This is a genomic window from Rhodococcus sp. PBTS 1 (assembly GCF_001620025.1).
GTDB classification, from domain to species: Bacteria; Actinomycetota; Actinomycetes; order Mycobacteriales; family Mycobacteriaceae; genus Rhodococcoides; species Rhodococcoides kroppenstedtii.
The window spans coordinates 3,714,619-3,731,542 of the sequence record NZ_CP015219.1 but is presented as its reverse complement, the minus strand read 5'-3'; the positions used below and the strand labels follow the sequence as shown (position 1 = coordinate 3,731,542).

The 16,924-nt window shown below is 68.6% G+C and carries 15 protein-coding genes and 1 tRNA gene; 12 read left to right on the top strand and 4 right to left on the bottom strand.

Going from position 1 to position 16,924, the window contains the following annotated elements:
- The first annotated feature begins 3 nt into the window (after positions 1–3).
- The 7 genes from A3Q40_RS17130 to A3Q40_RS17100 all read left to right on the top strand — a co-directional run bounded on the left by A3Q40_RS17130 (position 4) and on the right by A3Q40_RS17100 (position 7,663).
- A complete protein-coding gene (locus tag A3Q40_RS17130) occupies positions 4–582 on the top strand; it encodes a TetR/AcrR family transcriptional regulator (RefSeq protein WP_068104041.1) in 579 nt (192 codons plus the stop codon).
- Positions 579–2,120 carry a flavin-containing monooxygenase gene (locus A3Q40_RS17125; RefSeq protein WP_068104039.1) on the top strand — a complete coding sequence of 514 codons (1,542 nt, stop codon included), beginning with the start codon at positions 579–581 and terminating at the stop codon, positions 2,118–2,120. The genes A3Q40_RS17130 and A3Q40_RS17125 overlap by 4 nt, the downstream gene beginning before the upstream one ends.
- Entirely contained in the window at positions 2,117–3,823 is a 1,707-nt protein-coding gene (locus tag A3Q40_RS17120) for a GMC oxidoreductase (RefSeq protein ID WP_068104037.1), read from the top strand. The genes A3Q40_RS17125 and A3Q40_RS17120 overlap by 4 nt, the downstream gene beginning before the upstream one ends.
- A 141-nt stretch (positions 3,824–3,964) precedes the next feature.
- A complete protein-coding gene (locus tag A3Q40_RS17115; RefSeq protein WP_068104035.1) occupies positions 3,965–5,488 on the top strand; it encodes a catalase in 1,524 nt (507 codons plus the stop codon).
- Positions 5,489–5,567: 79 nt separating this feature from the next.
- Complete coding sequence (locus A3Q40_RS17110) at positions 5,568–6,464, top strand: SipW-dependent-type signal peptide-containing protein (RefSeq protein WP_235606343.1); 897 nt, start codon at positions 5,568–5,570, stop codon at positions 6,462–6,464.
- A gap of 46 nt (positions 6,465–6,510) precedes the next feature.
- A complete protein-coding gene (locus A3Q40_RS17105; protein ID WP_068104031.1) occupies positions 6,511–7,134 on the top strand; it encodes a hypothetical protein in 624 nt (207 codons plus the stop codon).
- A gap of 4 nt (positions 7,135–7,138) precedes the next feature.
- Positions 7,139–7,663, top strand: coding sequence for a signal peptidase I (locus A3Q40_RS17100; protein WP_068104029.1), 525 nt, complete (start codon positions 7,139–7,141; stop codon positions 7,661–7,663).
- A gap of 766 nt (positions 7,664–8,429) precedes the next feature.
- Here the strand turns inward: A3Q40_RS17100 and A3Q40_RS20465 are convergent.
- Positions 8,430–8,927, bottom strand: a complete 498-nt coding sequence (locus tag A3Q40_RS20465) for a hypothetical protein (protein WP_157889663.1) — start codon at positions 8,925–8,927, stop codon at positions 8,430–8,432.
- Between the two features lie 384 nt (positions 8,928–9,311).
- Between A3Q40_RS20465 and A3Q40_RS17090 the strand changes: the two genes are divergently transcribed.
- From A3Q40_RS17090 to A3Q40_RS17075, 4 genes are read left to right on the top strand one after another with little or no spacing between them, the layout of a single operon-like run.
- The gene (locus A3Q40_RS17090) at positions 9,312–9,983 is read left to right on the top strand and encodes an HAD family hydrolase (RefSeq protein ID WP_068106500.1); all 672 of its coding nucleotides are present in this window, start codon (positions 9,312–9,314) and stop codon (positions 9,981–9,983) included.
- Positions 9,980–11,773 carry a glycoside hydrolase family 15 protein gene (locus A3Q40_RS17085; protein ID WP_068104025.1) on the top strand — a complete coding sequence of 598 codons (1,794 nt, stop codon included), beginning with the start codon at positions 9,980–9,982 and terminating at the stop codon, positions 11,771–11,773. The genes A3Q40_RS17090 and A3Q40_RS17085 overlap by 4 nt, the downstream gene beginning before the upstream one ends.
- A 25-nt stretch (positions 11,774–11,798) precedes the next feature.
- Positions 11,799–12,599, top strand: a complete 801-nt coding sequence (locus A3Q40_RS17080) for an SDR family NAD(P)-dependent oxidoreductase (RefSeq protein WP_068104023.1) — start codon at positions 11,799–11,801, stop codon at positions 12,597–12,599.
- Between the two features lie 33 nt (positions 12,600–12,632).
- Positions 12,633–13,622, top strand: coding sequence for an LLM class F420-dependent oxidoreductase (locus A3Q40_RS17075; protein WP_068104021.1), 990 nt, complete (start codon positions 12,633–12,635; stop codon positions 13,620–13,622).
- Positions 13,623–13,650: 28 nt separating this feature from the next.
- Here the strand turns inward: A3Q40_RS17075 and A3Q40_RS17070 are convergent, their stop codons facing one another.
- From A3Q40_RS17070 to A3Q40_RS17060, 3 genes are all read right to left on the bottom strand, one after another.
- A complete protein-coding gene (locus A3Q40_RS17070; protein ID WP_068104019.1) occupies positions 13,651–15,183 on the bottom strand; it encodes a TPM domain-containing protein in 1,533 nt (510 codons plus the stop codon).
- Positions 15,184–15,283: 100 nt separating this feature from the next.
- Positions 15,284–15,357 (bottom strand) — tRNA-Pro (locus tag A3Q40_RS17065).
- A 32-nt stretch (positions 15,358–15,389) separates the two neighbouring features.
- The gene (locus A3Q40_RS17060) at positions 15,390–16,334 is read right to left on the bottom strand and encodes a metallophosphoesterase (RefSeq protein ID WP_068106498.1); all 945 of its coding nucleotides are present in this window, start codon (positions 16,332–16,334) and stop codon (positions 15,390–15,392) included.
- Between the two features lie 111 nt (positions 16,335–16,445).
- On the opposite strand from A3Q40_RS17060, the gene A3Q40_RS17055 reads away from it, so the two are divergent.
- A complete protein-coding gene (locus A3Q40_RS17055; RefSeq protein WP_068104017.1) occupies positions 16,446–16,919 on the top strand; it encodes a GatB/YqeY domain-containing protein in 474 nt (157 codons plus the stop codon).
- Positions 16,920–16,924 lie beyond the last annotated feature (5 nt).

The following is a 16,924-nucleotide window of genomic DNA, read 5'->3' as shown; positions in this document are numbered from 1 at the left end:
GATGTGAGCGACACCACTACGGTCCCGGCGCGGCGCACCCAGGCAGAGCGCACGGCGTCGACCCGCGCGCGGTTGCTCGACGCCGCGATCGACGTGTTGGTCGACCTCGGCTACGCCCGGACGTCGACCCAGGAGATCGCCCGTCGCGCCGGCGTCTCGCGCGGAGCGCAGCTGCACCATTTCCCCACTCGCGAGGCCCTGGTGGTCGCCGCCGTCGAGCACCTCGTCGACCGTCGGCTCGCGGAATTCCTGACCGTCGATCGGGACGCGGCCGGGCTCGAGCTGTTGCTCGAGGCGTTCTCGGGGCCGCTGTTCCACGCGGCTCTCGAGCTGTGGGTGGCCGCCCGGACGGATCCGTCGCTGCACGCGGCCGTACTGCCGCTCGAACGCAAGGTCACCGAGGCGCTCGAACTCGGTGGACGTGAGATCTACGGCGACCGGATGAGTCCCGCCGCCTTCGAACTGAGCATCGAACTGGCCAGGGGCATGGCGGTGTCCGCCATCCTGCGCTCACCCGGAGAGGAGAAGGACATGCGGGCACGACTGCTGCCGGTGTGGGAGAAGGCGGTGACGGAGGCATGACCACCTCACTCGATCCGTCGACGCGAGAGTTGCCCGCGCACACCGACATTCTCGTCGTCGGGTCCGGGTTTGCCGGGATGGGCGTCGTCGCCCGCGTCCTGCGGCAGAACCCGGCCGCGGACATCACCGTGATCGAACGGGCCCACGACGTCGGGGGCACGTGGCGGGACAACACCTATCCCGGTGTCGCCTGCGACGTCCCGACGTCCCTCTACTCGTTCTCGTTCGCCCCGTACGCCGACTGGAAGCACACCTTCGCGCGGGGACCGGAGATCCACGAGTACCTGCGCGGGGTGGCCGACCGACACGGTATTCGCGAGCGGCTGATCACCGGGTGCGCCCTGGTGGAGGCGCGCTGGGACGACGATCGCTGCCGATGGCAGGTGACCACCGAGAAGGGCGAGTGCACGGCGCGCGTCCTCGTCGCCGCGACGGGCACCCTCTCGACCCCCAAGCTGCCCGCGGTCCCGGGTCTGGACACGTTCCAGGGAGAGACCTTCCACTCCGCCACCTGGGATCACGACGTGCAACTCGCCGGCAAGCGGGTCGCCGTCGTCGGGACGGGGGCCTCGGCCATCCAGTTCGTGCCGGAGATCGCGCCGATCGCCGACCGCACCGTCGTGTTCCAGCGCACCCCGGCGTGGGTGGTCCCGCGCGCGGACCGCACCAGGGGACCGCTGGAGCGCGCTCTGTACCGCCGCGCGCCCTGGACGCTCAAGGCGCAGCGCGGCGCCATCTACGCCTACCGCGAGATGTACGTGGAGATGATGGCCCGTCGCCCGAAGCTGCTCGGCGCAGCGCATCTGGTGGCCACGGCCTTCCTCCGTCGCAAGGTGCGGGATCGGACGCTGCGTGAGCGCATCGTGCCGTCGTACACCATCGGCTGCAAGCGCATGTTGCTCTCCAACGACTGGTACGACACGCTGCAGCGTCCCGACGTCGAGTTGGTCGATTCCGGGTTGACGGCGGTGACGCCCACGGGCGTCGTCGACCGCGACGGTCGCGAGCGCGAGGTCGACGTCATCGTCTTCGGAACCGGGTTCACCCCGACGGAACCCCCTGTGGCGCACCTGATCCGCGACGGGGAGGGTGTCACGCTCGCCGAGCGGTGGCAGGGCAGCCCGCGGGCGTACCGCGGCACCACCGTCGCCGGTTTCCCCAATCTGTTCATGATGTACGGGCCCAACACGAACCTCGGGCACAGCTCGATCGTCTACATGCTCGAATCGCAGTCGGCCTACCTCGAATCCGCGTTGCGGGAGATGTCCGACGCCGGCGTCGACGCGGTGGACGTGCGTCCGGACGCGATGGACGCCTGGAACGCCGGCCTCGACCGCGATCTCGCCGGCACGGTGTGGAACACGGGCGGGTGCTCGAGTTGGTATCTCGATGCCAGCGGCCGCAATTCGGCGATGTGGCCGACGTTCACCTGGCTCTTCCGTCGGGCCACCAAGAACTTCGATCGAGAGAACTACCGGACGCTGCGTCCGGTGGCTGCGACGCAGGACGACCGCGCGACCGAGAAGGTGGAGGCATGAAGGACACGTACGACGTCATCGTGATCGGGTCCGGCTTCGGCGGCAGCGTCGCGGCGTTGCGCGCCACCGAGAAGGGCTACCGAGTGGGCGTCCTCGAATCGGGTCGACGGTTCGAGGATCACGAACTGCCCAAGACCAGCTGGCGATTGCGAAAGTACCTGTGGGCGCCGCTGATCGGGTGCTACGGGCTGCAGCGGATCCACCTGCTGCCGAACGTCCTCGTCATGGCCGGTGCGGGTGTCGGTGGTGGGTCGCTGAACTACGCGAACACCCTGTATCAGCCGCCGACCCCCTTCTTCCGGGATCCGCAGTGGGGTGACATCACCGACTGGGAGAAGGAGATGGCGCCGTACTACGACCAGGCCAAGCGCATGCTCGGCGTCGAGGACAATCCCACCATCACCCCCGCCGACAAGATCATGCGCGACATCGCCGAGGAGATGGGCGTCGGCGACACCTTCGGCACGACGCCCGTCGGCGTGTTCTTCGGTGCGCCGGGACAGAAGGGCAAGGACGTTCCCGATCCCTACTTCGGGGGCGTCGGTCCCACCCGAACCGGCTGCAGCGAATGCGGGTCCTGCATGACCGGCTGCCGGGTGGGTGCGAAGAACACGCTGGTCAAGAACTACCTGCACCTGGCCGAACGTGCCGGGGCGACCGTGCATCCGCTCACCACGGTGACCTCGGTGCGCCCTCGGTCCGGCGGTGGGTACGAGGTACGCGTGCGCCGCACGGGCGCGAAGCTGCGCCGCAGCGAGACCGTGATGACCGCCTCTCAGGTGGTGTTCGCGGCCGGCACCTACGGCACCCAGAAGCTCATGCTCGCCATGAAGGAGAGCGGTGAGCTGCCCCGCCTGTCGGACAAACTCGGCTCGGTGGTGCGCACCAACTCCGAGGCGGTGCTCGCGGCCACCGCCCGCGACCGCCAGATCGACTTCACCGAGGGCGTGGCCATCACGTCGTCGTTCCACCCGAACGACCACACGCACATCGAGCCGGTGCGATACGGCAAGGGCAGCAACGCCATCGGGCTCCTGCAGACCGTGCTCAGCGACGGTGGCGGTCGACTGCCCCGGCCGTTGAAGACCCTGGGCGTCGCCGTGCGGCATCCGGCTGCGACGCTGCGGAGCCTGTCGGTGCGCAACTGGTCGGAGCGCACGGTCATCGCGTTGGTCATGCAGACGGACGACAACTCGCTCGAACTGGGGTCGAAGAAGGGCCGATTCGGTCGGCGGCTCACCTCGCGGCCCGGCGGTGGCACCCCGCCGCCCAAATGGATCCCGGAGGGTCACGTCGCCATTCGCAAGGCGGCGGACAAGATCGGCGGCGATCCCGGCGGGTCCTTCGCCGACGTCTTCGACATTCCGATGACGGCGCACTTCCTCGGCGGGTGCGTCATCGGGGCCACGCCCGAGCGCGGCGTCATCGATCCCTACCACCGGGTGTACGGGTACGAGGGGTTGCACGTGGTGGACGGCTCCGCGGTCAGCGCCAACCTCGGGGTGAACCCGTCGCTAACCATCACCGCCCAGGCCGAGCGCGCTCTGGCGTTGTGGCCGAACAAGGGCGAGGAGGACCGTCGTCCGCCGATGCAGGGCGACTACGTGTCCCTGCCGCCGCAGACGCCGGCCGCACCGGTGGTGCCGGCGCACGCACCGGGCGCTCTCCGGTTGCCGCTGACGGTGGTCGGTCAGGATCGCTGACGCTGCCCGGTCCTCACTCGGCCCCAGCCCGGTCCGGACGATGTTCGGACCGGGTCACGGTTGCGTGAGCGGGGGAGCGGGTAGCCGTTCCGATGACGCGGCTGCCCCCGCGTCCCCCGATCAGCAGGAGGCAGTGGATCCATGACGACGCCCAAGCCCACCACCAACAACGCGGGAGTTCCCGTCCCGAGCGATGAGCACTCGCTGACCGCCGGTGCGCAGGGGCCGATTCTCCTGCACGATCACTACCTCATCGAGAAGATGGCGCAGTTCAACCGGGAGCGGGTGCCGGAGCGCGTGGTGCATGCCAAGGGATCGGGTGCCTTCGGCACGTTCGAGGTCACCGGAGACATCTCGAAGTACACGCGGGCTGCGGTGTTCCAGCCCGGCGCCACCACCGAGGTCCTCGCGCGCTTCTCCACCGTCGCCGGTGAGCAGGGCAGCCCGGACACCTGGCGTGACCCGCGCGGTTTCGCGCTGAAGTTCTACACCACCGAGGGCAACTGGGACATGGTTGGCAACAACACGCCGGTCTTCTTCGTGCGCGATCCGCTCAAGTTCCAGGACTTCATCCGCAGCCAGAAGCGGATGCCGGACTCCGGTCTGCGAGACAACAACATGCAGTGGGACTTCTGGACGCTCTCTCCCGAGTCGGCGCACCAGGTCACGTGGCTCATGGGCGACCGTGGCATCCCGAAGTCGTTCCGCCACATGGACGGCTTCGGTTCGCACACCTACCAGTTCATCGCGGCGGACGGCACCAAGTCGTGGGTGAAGTTTCACTTCAAGACCGATCAGGGCATCGAATACCTGACGCAGGACAAGGCCGACGAACTCGCCGGCACGTCGCCCGATCACCACCGTCAGGATCTGTTCGGATCCATCCGCAACGGCGATTTTCCGAGCTGGACCGTGAAGGTGCAGATCATGCCGTACGACGAGGCGGAGAACTACCGGTTCAACCCGTTCGACCTGACCAAGGTGTGGTCGCAGAAGGACTACCCGCTGATCGAGGTCGGCCGGATGACGCTGAACCGCAATCCCGAAAACTTCCACGCCCAGATCGAGCAGAGCTCCTTCGAGCCGTCCAACCTGGTGCCCGGCATCGGCGTGAGCCCGGACAAGATGCTGCTCGGCCGCATCTTCAGCTACGCGGACGCACATCGCTACCGCATCGGCACCAACTACGCGCAGCTGCCGGTGAACCGCGCCAAGGCGGAAATCAACTCCTACTCGAAGGAGGGCGCGATGAACATCCACTACAACTCGGCGGACACGCCGGTGTACGCGCCCAACTCGTACAACGGTCCCGCTGCCGACAGCAACCGCTACGGCGACGACGGCGCGTGGGACTTCGAGCCGCGGTTCGTGCGCACCGACTACGTCCAGCACCCGGAGGACGGCGACTTCGTCCAGGCCGGGCAGTTGGTGCGGGAGGTCATGGACGACGACGCCCGTGATCGGCTGGTCGACAACATCGTCGGCCACGCCCTCAACGGCGTGACCGAGCCGGTGCTGCTGCGCGTGTTCGAGTACTGGCGGAACGTCGACCCCGAGATCGGCAAGAAGGTCGAGGAGGGTGTGCGCGCCGGGCAGGGCGAGACCGCTCCCACAACCGGAGCCGGTGCCGTCGACGACCCCGCGGACGAGGCTGCTCGGGTCTGATTGCAGGTCCCCGCACCCCACCCCGGTCCGCCGGGGTGGGGTGTACCTATGTGTGACGTAAATCACGTTTAGGGCGGGCGTGTCCGAAAGCCTGTCGCAATCGCGCTTTGCGGCCCTGCTGCGGCGACTGGTACCGAGTGCGGGTGCCGAACGATCGGCCGGTCCGAGTTTCTCGGTCTCTATCATCGCGTCCGGTTGGTGCTACCCCGGGTTCCGCCGGATGGTTACCCGGAATAAGGAGAACGTTTGGAATGTGATGGGCTCCATTTGGTTCTACAGTGCCCTCGCAGCCATTGCTGGAATGGCGCAGCGAAGGGAACAGGGGCCCGTCATGACTACCGATCTCTCACACGAATCGGAGCGCGACGACCGCTCCGACCGCCGCCGCAAGGTCCGCGCGTTGCTGGCCGGCGGTCTCGTCCTCGGCGTCGGCGCGGCCGTCACCCTGGCGGCGTGGACGGACAACGTGTTCGGGCAGGCCGAATTCTCGGCCTCCAACTGGAACATCCAGGGCAACTTCACCGGATCCGACTGGGCCGAGTATGACACTGCCGAAGATGCTGGGACCTTCGACTTCTCACCCGGATTCGGTGACCTCGCGCCCGACGACCTGGTGACCGCGCCCTTGTCGCTGCGCGTCGGCGACGGCGACGGCGGTGATTTCGACGCCAACGTGATTCTGCAGGGCGCACAACTCCCCGCATCCAGTCCCTTGAGTGCCTTCCTCCAGTACTCGGTGTACATCGACGTACCACGCGCAGCGTGCGTTCCCGACGGTGATCGGACGGGCGGAACGCGAATCGTGTCGGACGCGCCGCTCGACACACCGGGTTCGCCGTTCAGGTTGCTCGCCGACGGTACCGTCGTCGACCTCTGCTTCGAGGTCTACTTCCAACCTCAGGAGGGCGCAGCCGCCTCGGCCGGCACCACCACCGGTCCGGTCGTCTGGCAGTTCGCGGCCACCGCCGTCGAATAAGTTGCGCATGTCCCCATTCCGACTTCACGGGGGAGCGGGGCGGCGAGTGCAGGCACTCGCCGCCGTCGGCCTGCTGGCCGGTGCGGGTGCCGTCGTCGTCGGATCGTCCGAGGTGGTCGCGGCGTGGGGTGACCGCGTCTCGGGAAGCGCCGAGTTCACCGCGGCCGACGTCGCGTTCGAATCCCTCGTCGACGGTGTCGAACCGTGGGCGCTGCACGCGGAGGACGCTCCGGCCGTGGTGAACCGCGCCGCCCCCGCGATGCTGCCCGGCACATCCGTGTTCTGGCCCGTGACGCTCCGTACGACCACGGATTCCCCCGCTGTCGGCATCACGGTGGTCGGCGCAGCTCCGCAGAACGCGCTCGGGTCCGCGCTGCGCTACACCGTGGTTCGATCGGCCACGTGCACCGCCGCCGCGGTGTCCGGCGCACCGCCATCCGACGTCGTCGTCGGGTCCGCCGCGGCGGGTGTTCCGGTGGCCACCGGTTCCGCGGAGGGCGTCGTCCTTCTCCCGGCGGGAACCCCCACAGCAACGGGAACGACTGTGCCGCTGTGCTTTCGCCTTACCCTCCCGGACACCACAGCAGTCTGGACCGACCCCTCCCTTCCGGGATCCTCCACCACCGTGCGCTGGACGCTCGACGGCACCGCGCAGCCGAACGGGAGCTGACTCGATGACCACTCACCGCATCCGGCGCCCGGACCGACGTCTCGCCGCCCGCATCGCGGACGCCGTGCTGAGCGTCCTGGCGGCCGGTGGCGTCGTGTGCATCGTGGCGGTGGCGCTGTCGGTGACCATGAACATCTCGCTCATCATGTTCAAGACCGGGTCGATGTCGCCGACCATCCCTACAGGATCGCTGGCCGTGGTGCGCGAGGTGCCCGCGGCGTCGGTAGTGCCCGGTGACGTGGTGACCGTGGCGCGCGTCGGCGAACTCCCCGTGACGCACCGCGTGGTGCGCACGTCGCCCAGCGCCGGCGGCGCCACGCTGCTCGAACTCAAGGGCGACGCCAACGACTACCCCGATCCCGCAGGGTATTCCGTGACCGAGGTGCGCAAGGTGCTGTGGTCGATGCCGGGTCTGGCTCGCGTGGTCGTCTGGTTCTCCAACCCGTTCGTGCTCGGCGCGCTCACGATCGCCATGACGGTGTTGGTCGTCGTCGTGTTCTGGCCACGCACCCCGAAGCAGCGGACATGAACCGCCGCCGTCGTCTCGCGGCCCTCGTGCTCGGCGCCGCCACGGTCCTCACGGTGTGGACGGTTCCGGTGGAGGCCACCGACGCCGCTTGGTTCGGTCGAGATCACCTGAGCGCGAACGTCACTGCCGGGTCCTGGCCGACGTCGGGAAGCGCCGCCGCGCAGGCGGGGACGGTGACGTCGGTGACCCCGTCTGTCGGTCTTCTGGCCGCTGGACCGAACCTGCCGTGGCTCGGGCCGAATGCTTCGCGCGATCAGTCGCTTCCGGGTAGTTCTCCCGGGTCCACCGGCGGGCCGTACCGCATGGGCGGAATTCTGGGGGCTGTGAATACTGTTGCTTCCCGCGGCTCGGCGTCCCCGAACGCGAGTATCGGGGGGGTTGGCTGCGCTTCGTACACATGGGGGCCTGGAGCGCCGGCGGGCTGTCCGCAGGCGACTCAGAAAGTGTTCGCGTCGAGCACACTGAGTTCGTACGTTCTTCGGGCCGATCTTCTCTTGGGCCTCACCTCGATCGATGCGGTGGCGGTTCCGTCGCCCGTGTCCACTTCTGTGGCCTGCGACCTGTCAGCCCCGGCCGCCGTCACGGTCGCTGGTACGCCGTCTGCGGCCAACGCGGGCGCGGGTAATCGAGGAACGGTGTCGATCAAGGGCGCGCCCATTGCTGTTCCTCCAGCCAATTCCTCAGCTCGTTTCGATGTAAGCCAGGGGACCGTCGACCTGTCGCCGGGCGTCACTGGAACGATCAGCAGTGTCGTCAGTGCGGATAGTCAGGGCGCACGTTCGAGGCTGACCGTCGACGGTCGTGTGAGTCGAGTTTCCGCACTTGGAGTGCCTCTCCTGGACCTGACCTTTTCCGTGGTTCTCGTCGAAGCAGTCTGTGGCGTAGGTGCCTCGGCTCTGACCTCGGCAGCTGTCGCACCGAGCGGGGTCGCTCTACGGTCTGCAAACGTCGAACGCCTAACGACGTCCTCGCCATCCACGACCACGAGCACCGGGGTCGCTACTCCGACCTCAACGGTCGCAGCGACCACCAGCTCGACTCTTACGACGACCGCCGCGCCGACCACGACGGGCGCCGCTTCGAGCACGCCGACCACGACGACCACATTGCCGAGCACGACCACTGTCTTACCGACCACGACCAGTGTTTTGCCGACCACGACGACGACCGCTCCCACCACGACGACCGCACCCGCGACGACCTTCACGGGTTCGGCGGGGGACGCGGTGACTCGGCTGACCACAGCCGACGGAGTGGTCTGCACCGCGGACGATGGGGGAGGGCTGAGCTGTGACGACGGCACCACCGTTCCTGCCGACGCGGTGACCCCGGTAGCAGTCGCTGCCGCAACGGTGCAGGGTGTGTGGACGCCCCGCACGACCGACGGCGCGCCGGTCAGGGTGGTGTCGGCGGTCCGCGGCTGAAGTTGCTCCGGCTTCCGCAACTTGCTCCTGTTGTAACCGGAGCAGGTTGCGGAAAGGGGAGCAGGTTCGCGGTGGCGGCTGCACCTGCTCAGGTTCCCGCCACGTGCGCGGGTTGCAACCGGTGAGGTTGGCTGCAACCTGCGCAGGTGCACCACCGAAAGCAGCAGGTCGTGCCCCCCGACCGTTTGTGAAAATGGACCGCCGGGTAGCCGACCGGGGTGACCATGTCCCCCGCCGTGCTCTTCGACATCGACGGCACCCTCGTCGACTCGAACTACGCCCATGTCCACGCCTGGACCCGCGCTTTCCGTGAGGCGGGGATTCCGGTGGCGGCGTGGCGGACGCATCGGTCGATCGGCATGGACGGCGGCAAGCTCCTCGAGTCGCTCACCGGTGACGCCGAGGAGGAGCGAGCGCAGCACGCGAAGGAACTCCACACGCAGTACTACGAGGAACTTGCTCCGATGCTCGAGCCGCTGCCCGGAACGCGCGAGCTTCTCGCCGAAATCGAGCGACGCGGCCTGCAGGTGGTGCTTGCGACGTCGGCGCCGGAGAACGAATTGTCCATCCTCCGTGACGTTCTGGGTGTCGACGACATCGTCTCGGAGTCCACGTCGTCGCAGGACGTCGAGACGGCCAAGCCCGAGCCGCACATCGTCGACATCGCGCTCGAGCGTGCGGGTGTGCCGGCGGATCGCGCCGTGTTCGTCGGAGACAGCGTGTGGGACGTCGAGGCGTCGAGGTCGGCGAAGGTCGACTGCATCGGGGTGCGCAGCGGCGGCATCTCGGCCGCAGAACTGCGGGACGCCGGGGCGATCGAGGTGTACGACGACCCCGCGGATCTTCGGTCCTCGCTGGACGATTCGGCGATCGCACGGTTGCTCGACCGACGATGAGGCACGACGGCTACACCGGAATCGAGAACTACGCGGCGATCGGCGACGGTCGGACGGTGGCTCTCATCGCTGCGGACGGGCGGATCGACTGGCTCCCCGTCCCCAACCTCGACACCCGGCCGGTGTTCGCGGCCTTGCTCGACGCAGACGAGGGCGGCTACATCGCATTGCATCCGGTGGGTGAGTACACCACCGAGCGCTCCTACTACGACGGCACCAACGTCCTCATCACCACGTTCACCACCGAGACGGGCGTGGCACGGATGACGGACTCCCTCAACACCGGTGTCGCGGGACGTCTTCCGTGGACCGAGCTCGCCCGTCGGGTGGAGGGCGTGTCGGGCACCGTCGACATGGAGTGGGCCGTCGTCCCCGGAACCTGCTTGGGCAACGCCTCGCCGTGGGCGTACGACACCGTGCACGGCACGGTCCTGCGGGTCGACGGCATCACTCTCGGTGTCCGCACCCTGAACGCGGACGACGTCGACAAGGACACCCGGTCCATCCGTGGGCGATTCACTGCGACGGACGGTTCGCGGTCGACGATCGCCGTCGTCGGAACCGAGGTCGAACCGCTGTACCTGCCCACCCCGGAGGAAGTCGACGCCGGCATCGACCGCACCGTGCGCAACTGGCAGCACTGGTCGGAGGAATTCCGGTACGACGGGCCGTGGAAGGAGGCGGTGCACCGCAGCGCGCTGGCTCTGAAACTGTTGCTGTACAGCCCCTCCGGGGCAATCGCTGCTGCCGCGACCACCTCGCTCCCGGAGCGGTGGGCGGGTGCGAAGAACTGGGACTATCGCTACGCGTGGGTGCGCGACGCCGCGTACACGATCAAGGCGATGATCCGGTTCGGTCTGCGCGAGGAGGTGCATGCGGCGGTCGCCTGGCTGCTGCGCATCATCCGCCGCAACGACAAGCTCACCCAGGTCTTCTACACGCTGAACGGTGAAATCCCGGGCGGCAGTTCGTATCCCGATGTTCCGGGTTGGCGTGGAATCGGCCCGGTGATCGCCGGCAACGACGCGGCGACCCAGCTGCAGCAGGGCATTTTCGGCGATCTGTTCGACATCGTCTCCCTGTACGTCGACGCCGGCAACATCCTCGACGCGCCGACCGGTCGACTGCTCGCCGCCATCGCGGACACGACGTGCGACATCTGGCGCAGCAAGGACGCCGGACTGTGGGAGCTTCCGGGCGAACAGCACTACACGTCGTCGAAAATGGGCTGCTGGCACGCCCTCGACCGAGCCGTCCACCTGTCCGAGCAGGGCATGATCCCGGGCATCGCGGACCGCTGGGTCACCGAACGCGACCGCATCGCCGAGTGGATTCGCGTCCACTGCTGGTCCGAGGACAAACAGGCCTACGTCTGGTACCCCGGCACCGATCAGTTGGACGCGTCGGTCCTGCTGCACGCCGGCAGCCCGTGCACCGACGACGCACGCATGTCGTCGACCATCGACGCCCTCCGCTCCGAACTCGGTGCGGGTGATCACCTGTATCGCTATTCGGGGATGCAGACCGTCGAGGGCACCTTCGTGGCGTGTTCGTTCTGGGTGGTGAACGCCCTGGCGCACATCGGCCGCGAGGAGGAGGCGTCGGATCTCATGGATCGCCTGGTCACCAGCGCCAACGATGTCGGGCTGTGGGCGGAGATGGTCGATCCGCACCGCACTCCGGACCGCGGCACCACCACCCACCTCGGCAACTTTCCGCAGGGCCTGAGCCATCTGGCCCTCATCAATTCCGCATTGACCCTCGCTCGCGGACACGACCACACCGCTTGACCCACAAGGAAACTGGAGCGCACTCATGGATCTCGGAATCAAGGGCCGCACGGCCGTCGTCACGGGTGCCGACTCGGGCATCGGCTGGTGCACCGCACAGATGCTGCTCGACGAGGGCGTTCGCGTCGTCGTCAGCGACAAGGACGAGGAGAAGCTGACCGAGTCGGCCGGCAAGCTGACCGGACCGGACGGCGCCGTCACCGCGATCGCGGCGGATGTGACCGATCCGGAGTCGGTCGCGAACCTGCATCGGCGTGCCGTCGAGGCCCTCGGCTCCGTCGACATCCTCGTGCAGAGCGCCGGCGTCACCGGTGCGCAGGGACTGTTCCACGAGATCGACGACGACGGGTGGGCGTCGACCGTCGAGATCGACCTGCTCGGACCGGTGCGGCTGATCCGCGCATTCCTCCCGGAACTCCGCCAGGGCGGATGGGGTCGCATCGTCCTGCTGGCCTCCGAGGACGCCGAGCAGCCCTACATCGACGAATTGCCATACTGCGCAGCCAAAGCCGGCATCCTCTCGCTCACCAAGGGGTTGTCCAAGACCTACGCGTCGGAGGGTGTCCTGGTGAACGCCGTGTCACCGGCCTTCATTCACACGCCGATGACCGACGCCATGATGGACAAGCGTGCCGACGAGCGTGGCACCGATCGTGACGAGGCAATCGAGAGCTTCCTGAAGGAAGAACGTCCGTTCATGGAACTCGGTCGGCGGGGTACCCCGGAGGAAGTGGCGGCCGTGGTGACGTTCCTGTGCTCCGAGCGCGCCGCCTTCGTCAACGGCAGCAACTACCGCGTCGACTCGGGATCCGTCGCCACCATCTAGGTCCCGAACACTCGACGCACGAACGGACAACACATGACACGCTTCGGATACACCCTCATGACCGAGCAGAGCGGGCCCAAGCAGCTCGTCGACTACGCGCAAAAGGCCGAGAACGTCGGGTTCGACTTCGAGGTCTCGAGCGATCACTACTCGCCGTGGTTGTCGGCGCAGGGCCACGCGTCCTACGCCTGGACGATGCTGGGCGCGGTCGCGCAGGTGACCTCGCGGGTCGAGCTCTACACGTACGTGACCTGCCCGATCATCCGCTATCACCCCGCCGTCGTCGCGCAGAAGGCCGCCACCCTCCAGATCCTCGCGGACGGACGCTTCACCCTGGGTCTCGGTAGCGGTGAGAACCTCAACGAGCACGTGGTCGGCCAGGGCTGGCCGTCGGTGGACAAGCGGCAGGACATGTTCGAGGAAGCCGTCAAGATCATCCGACAGCTGCAGTCCGGCGAGCTGATCACGTGGGAGGGCGAGCACTACCGCGTCGATTCGGCGCGGCTGTGGGACACCCCCGACACCCCGCTCGAGATCGGCGTCGCGGTCAGCGGCGAGAAGTCCATCGAGCGGTTCGCCCCGCTGGCCGACCACATGATCTCCACCGAGCCCAAGCCCGAGCTGATCGAGGGCTGGGACAAGGCGCGGCACGTCGGCACCGGCCTCGCACAGAAGTCGAAGAAGATCGGCCAGATCCCGATCTGCTGGGGTCCGGACGAGCAGGCGGCGATCACGCTGGCGCACGAGCAGTTTCGGTGGTTCGCGGGCGGGTGGGCCGTCAATGCCGACCTGCCCACCACGGCGGGCTTCGCCGGGGCCACGCAGTTCGTGCGGCCCGAGGACGTCGCCGACACCATCGCGTGCGGACCGGACCTCGACGCGATCGTCGAGAAGGTGAAGCCCTACTGGGAGGCGGGCTACACCGACATCGCCCTGGTGCAGGTGGGCGACGAGACACAGGAGCGTTTCCTGGCCGAGGCGGCGGGTCCGCTGCTGGAGAAGTTGCGGGCAGCGTCGTCCTGACCGGCGCCGCGGTGAGGACGGGGCCGGCTCAGGTACTGCCCGCCGCGCCGCCCCCGCCCCCGGCGCCCCCGCCGGACACCGTGGCGGACGACGAGCTCGCTCCGAACGTCGCGGTGAACGCGGCCCAGTTCACCACCGACGGATCGACGGCGAGCGGCAGTCCGGCGGGCGCGGTGAACGCCCGCAGTTCCGGGCCCGACTCGAGACGCTTCCGGTACGCCGAACCGAGACCCAGAGCGACGATGTCGGGCAGCGCCGAGTCGAGGTCGACGGCCGTGTCGTCCTTCTTCGCGGCCGCCTTCATGCCGTCCCGGTACGCCTCCCACGGCCGGGCGGCGTCGAGGCCGGCGGCGGTCAGGCCCGGGTAGGCCACCGTCATGATCAGGCCGGTCACGAGCAACAACCCGCCCGGAATCGCCGCGACCAGCATGATCGGTGCCCCGGCCGCGGCGACCACCGCCGCGCCCACCATGACCGCGCCGCCGAGCAAGGCGAGTCCACCGAACGCCCAGCGCACCGGTCCGGTTCCGTGGGCACGCCACCCCCGCGCGTCCAACTCGGCTTCGACCACCCGACCGATCGAGCGGGTGTTCGACGCGACCTTCGTCAGCGCTGCGTGGTCGACGACGCCGTCCACGGCGTGCTCGGCCAGCCGGCCCCACACGGCGCGGGGCACCTCTCCCCGGGCCTTGCTCTCGTCCAGGAGTCGGACGCGGATCGTCGGCTTCCCGTGCTTCTTCCCGTCGGGTTCGAAGGCGACGGCGTCGTCGGCGGCGAGCGCCAGCACGGTGGCCGACGTGGCGCTCGCCTGGTTGCTGCGGTGCACCAGTGCCGTGGCCACCGCCGGGTCGGTGCGGTGGTCCGGCCGGTGCGTCGTCGGCGACTCGGGGGGCAGACTCGGCCGTGGCCGACGACGGTACAGCGAGAACGCCGCGACGGCGGCGACCAGCACCACGGCCAGTCCGGTCCAGGGCAACCAGGTCGACCCCGGCCCGTCCGCGAATCGATCCAGCGCCGTGACCGGCGGGCCGTTCACGATGGACGACTGCAGCCGGTCGAGACCGGCGTTCAGGCTGCCCGCCACGTCCCCGTCCTTCAGCGGCGGGATCAGTGCGTCCTCGACGATGGCTTCCTGCTCGTTCGACGGGACGTTGCCGTCGTCGAATCGGGACCCCACGAAGATGCCGGCGCGGGCCTCGTCGGTGGTGCCGGGCTCGCGGTTGATCAGGATCGCACCGGCGACGTCCTGGTCGACGCCGGTGGCCGCGACCCAGGCCTGCTGGAGCGCTTCCACCTGGTCGAGCGTCTCGTCGGGATCGGCGTCGAGTTCGCGCACGTAGACGACGACGTCGGCGCCCGTTTCCGCCCGCAGTGACTCGAGCCGTCGGTCGAGGGCGTCCGTCTCCGCGCCGTCGAGCGAGAACCCCGTCCGGTCGTAGACGCGCTCACCGGCGACGAGCCCGTCGAAGCGAGCGTCCGCCGAGGACGACGTCGAACATCCGGTGAGCCCCAGAACCACCCCGAGGGCGACGATCGCAACGACGAGCCGGGTACGGGTCATGCCGTCATGATAAGCAAACCGCGCGGTGCGCCCGGGGAAGCGAAAAGGCCCCGCACCGGCATCCCGGCGCAGGGCCTTTCCTTCGTGTCTCAACCACGAGTCGGGGTGGCGGGATTCGAACCCACGACCTCTTCGTCCCGAACGAAGCGCGCTACCAAGCTGCGCCACACCCCGTGATCACCACCCTCGCGGGCAGCCGCATCACTCTAACGCACGACCGCCTCGGAACGCGAAACGCCCACCTCGGGCGCACTTTCCCGTGCGCGACCGCTCGGCACGAGCGTGAGCAGGGTGGCCTCGGGGCGGCAGCAGAACCGGTAGGGGGCGTACGGCGAGGTGCCCAGGCCGGCCGAGACGTGCAGACGTGTGTGCGCGCCCCACCGCGACGGACCCTTCACCCGCGATCGGTCGAGTCCGCAGTTGGTCACCAGCGCACCGTAGAACGGCAGGCACAGCTGCCCCCCGTGCGTGTGCCCGGCCAGAACCAGGTCGTACCCGTCCGCGGCGAAGCGATCGAGCACGCGGGGTTCGGGGGAGTGGGTCAGTCCGATGCTGACGTCCGCCACCGGGTTGGGGTTGCCCGCGATCGTGTCGTACCGGTCGCGCTGGAGATGGGGGTCGTCGACGCCGGCGGTGGCGATCCGCACACCGGACACCTCGAGTTCACGACGGACGTGGGTCACGTCGAGCCACCCGCGCTCGGTGAACGCGGCGCGCAGGTCCTGCCACGGCAGCGCGTCGCCGAACACGCGGGGGTGGTTCTTCCGGAAGTACTTCAGGGGGTTCTTGGGCACCGGTGCGAAATAGTCGTTGGAGCCGAAGACGAACAGGCCGGGCCGACCGAGCAGACCGCCCAAGGACTGCACCACCGCCGGAACCGACTTCCGGTGGGACAGGTTGTCCCCGGTGTTCACCACCAGATCGGGCTCGAGACGGTCGAGCTCTCGCAGCCAGGTCTGCTTGAGCTTCTGGTTCGGCATCATGTGCAGGTCGCTGATGTGGAGCACCCGCAGCGAGGGCTTGCCGGGCGCCAGGACGGGGAGGGTCGCCTCCCGCAGCGTAAAGGCGTTGCGCTCCACGGCCGTCGCGTACGTCAGTCCCGCGGCCGCACTGCCGACCGCGAGGGCGGCGACGCCGGCGGGGGTGGACAGAACCTCACGGGCCGCGCGAGCGGACGAGGCAGCACCGACGGACGCGGCGGAGGCCGGACGAGAAGGGAACGCGGATTTGCCGGACACCTCGTCGAGGATACCGTTTCGAGCATGGCCGAGAACTCTGACATCGAAAAGCGCCTGCGCGCGGACCTCACCACGTCGATGAAGGCGAAGGACGCGCTGCGGACCGCCACGCTGCGCATGCTGCTGTCGGCGATCGGCGCCGAGAAGGTCGCCGGCAAGGAAGCACGCGAGTTGACCGACGACGACGTGCTGCGGGTGCTGGCCAAGGAATCGAAGAAGCGCGGCGAGTCCGCCGAGATCTACACCCAGAACGGGCGCGGCGAACTCGCCGCCACGGAGCGCGCCGAGGCACAGATCATCGACGAGTACCTGCCGACCCCGCTCACCGACGCCGAACTCGCGGACGTCGCCGACACCGCCATCGCGCAGGTCGCCGAGGAGCTCGGCGAGCGGCCGGGCATGCGGCAGATGGGCCAGGTCATGAAGGCCGCCACCGCCATTGCCGCGGGCAAGGCCGACGGCTCACGGCTCTCCGCCGCGGTGCGCGCCCGCCTCTGACGCGA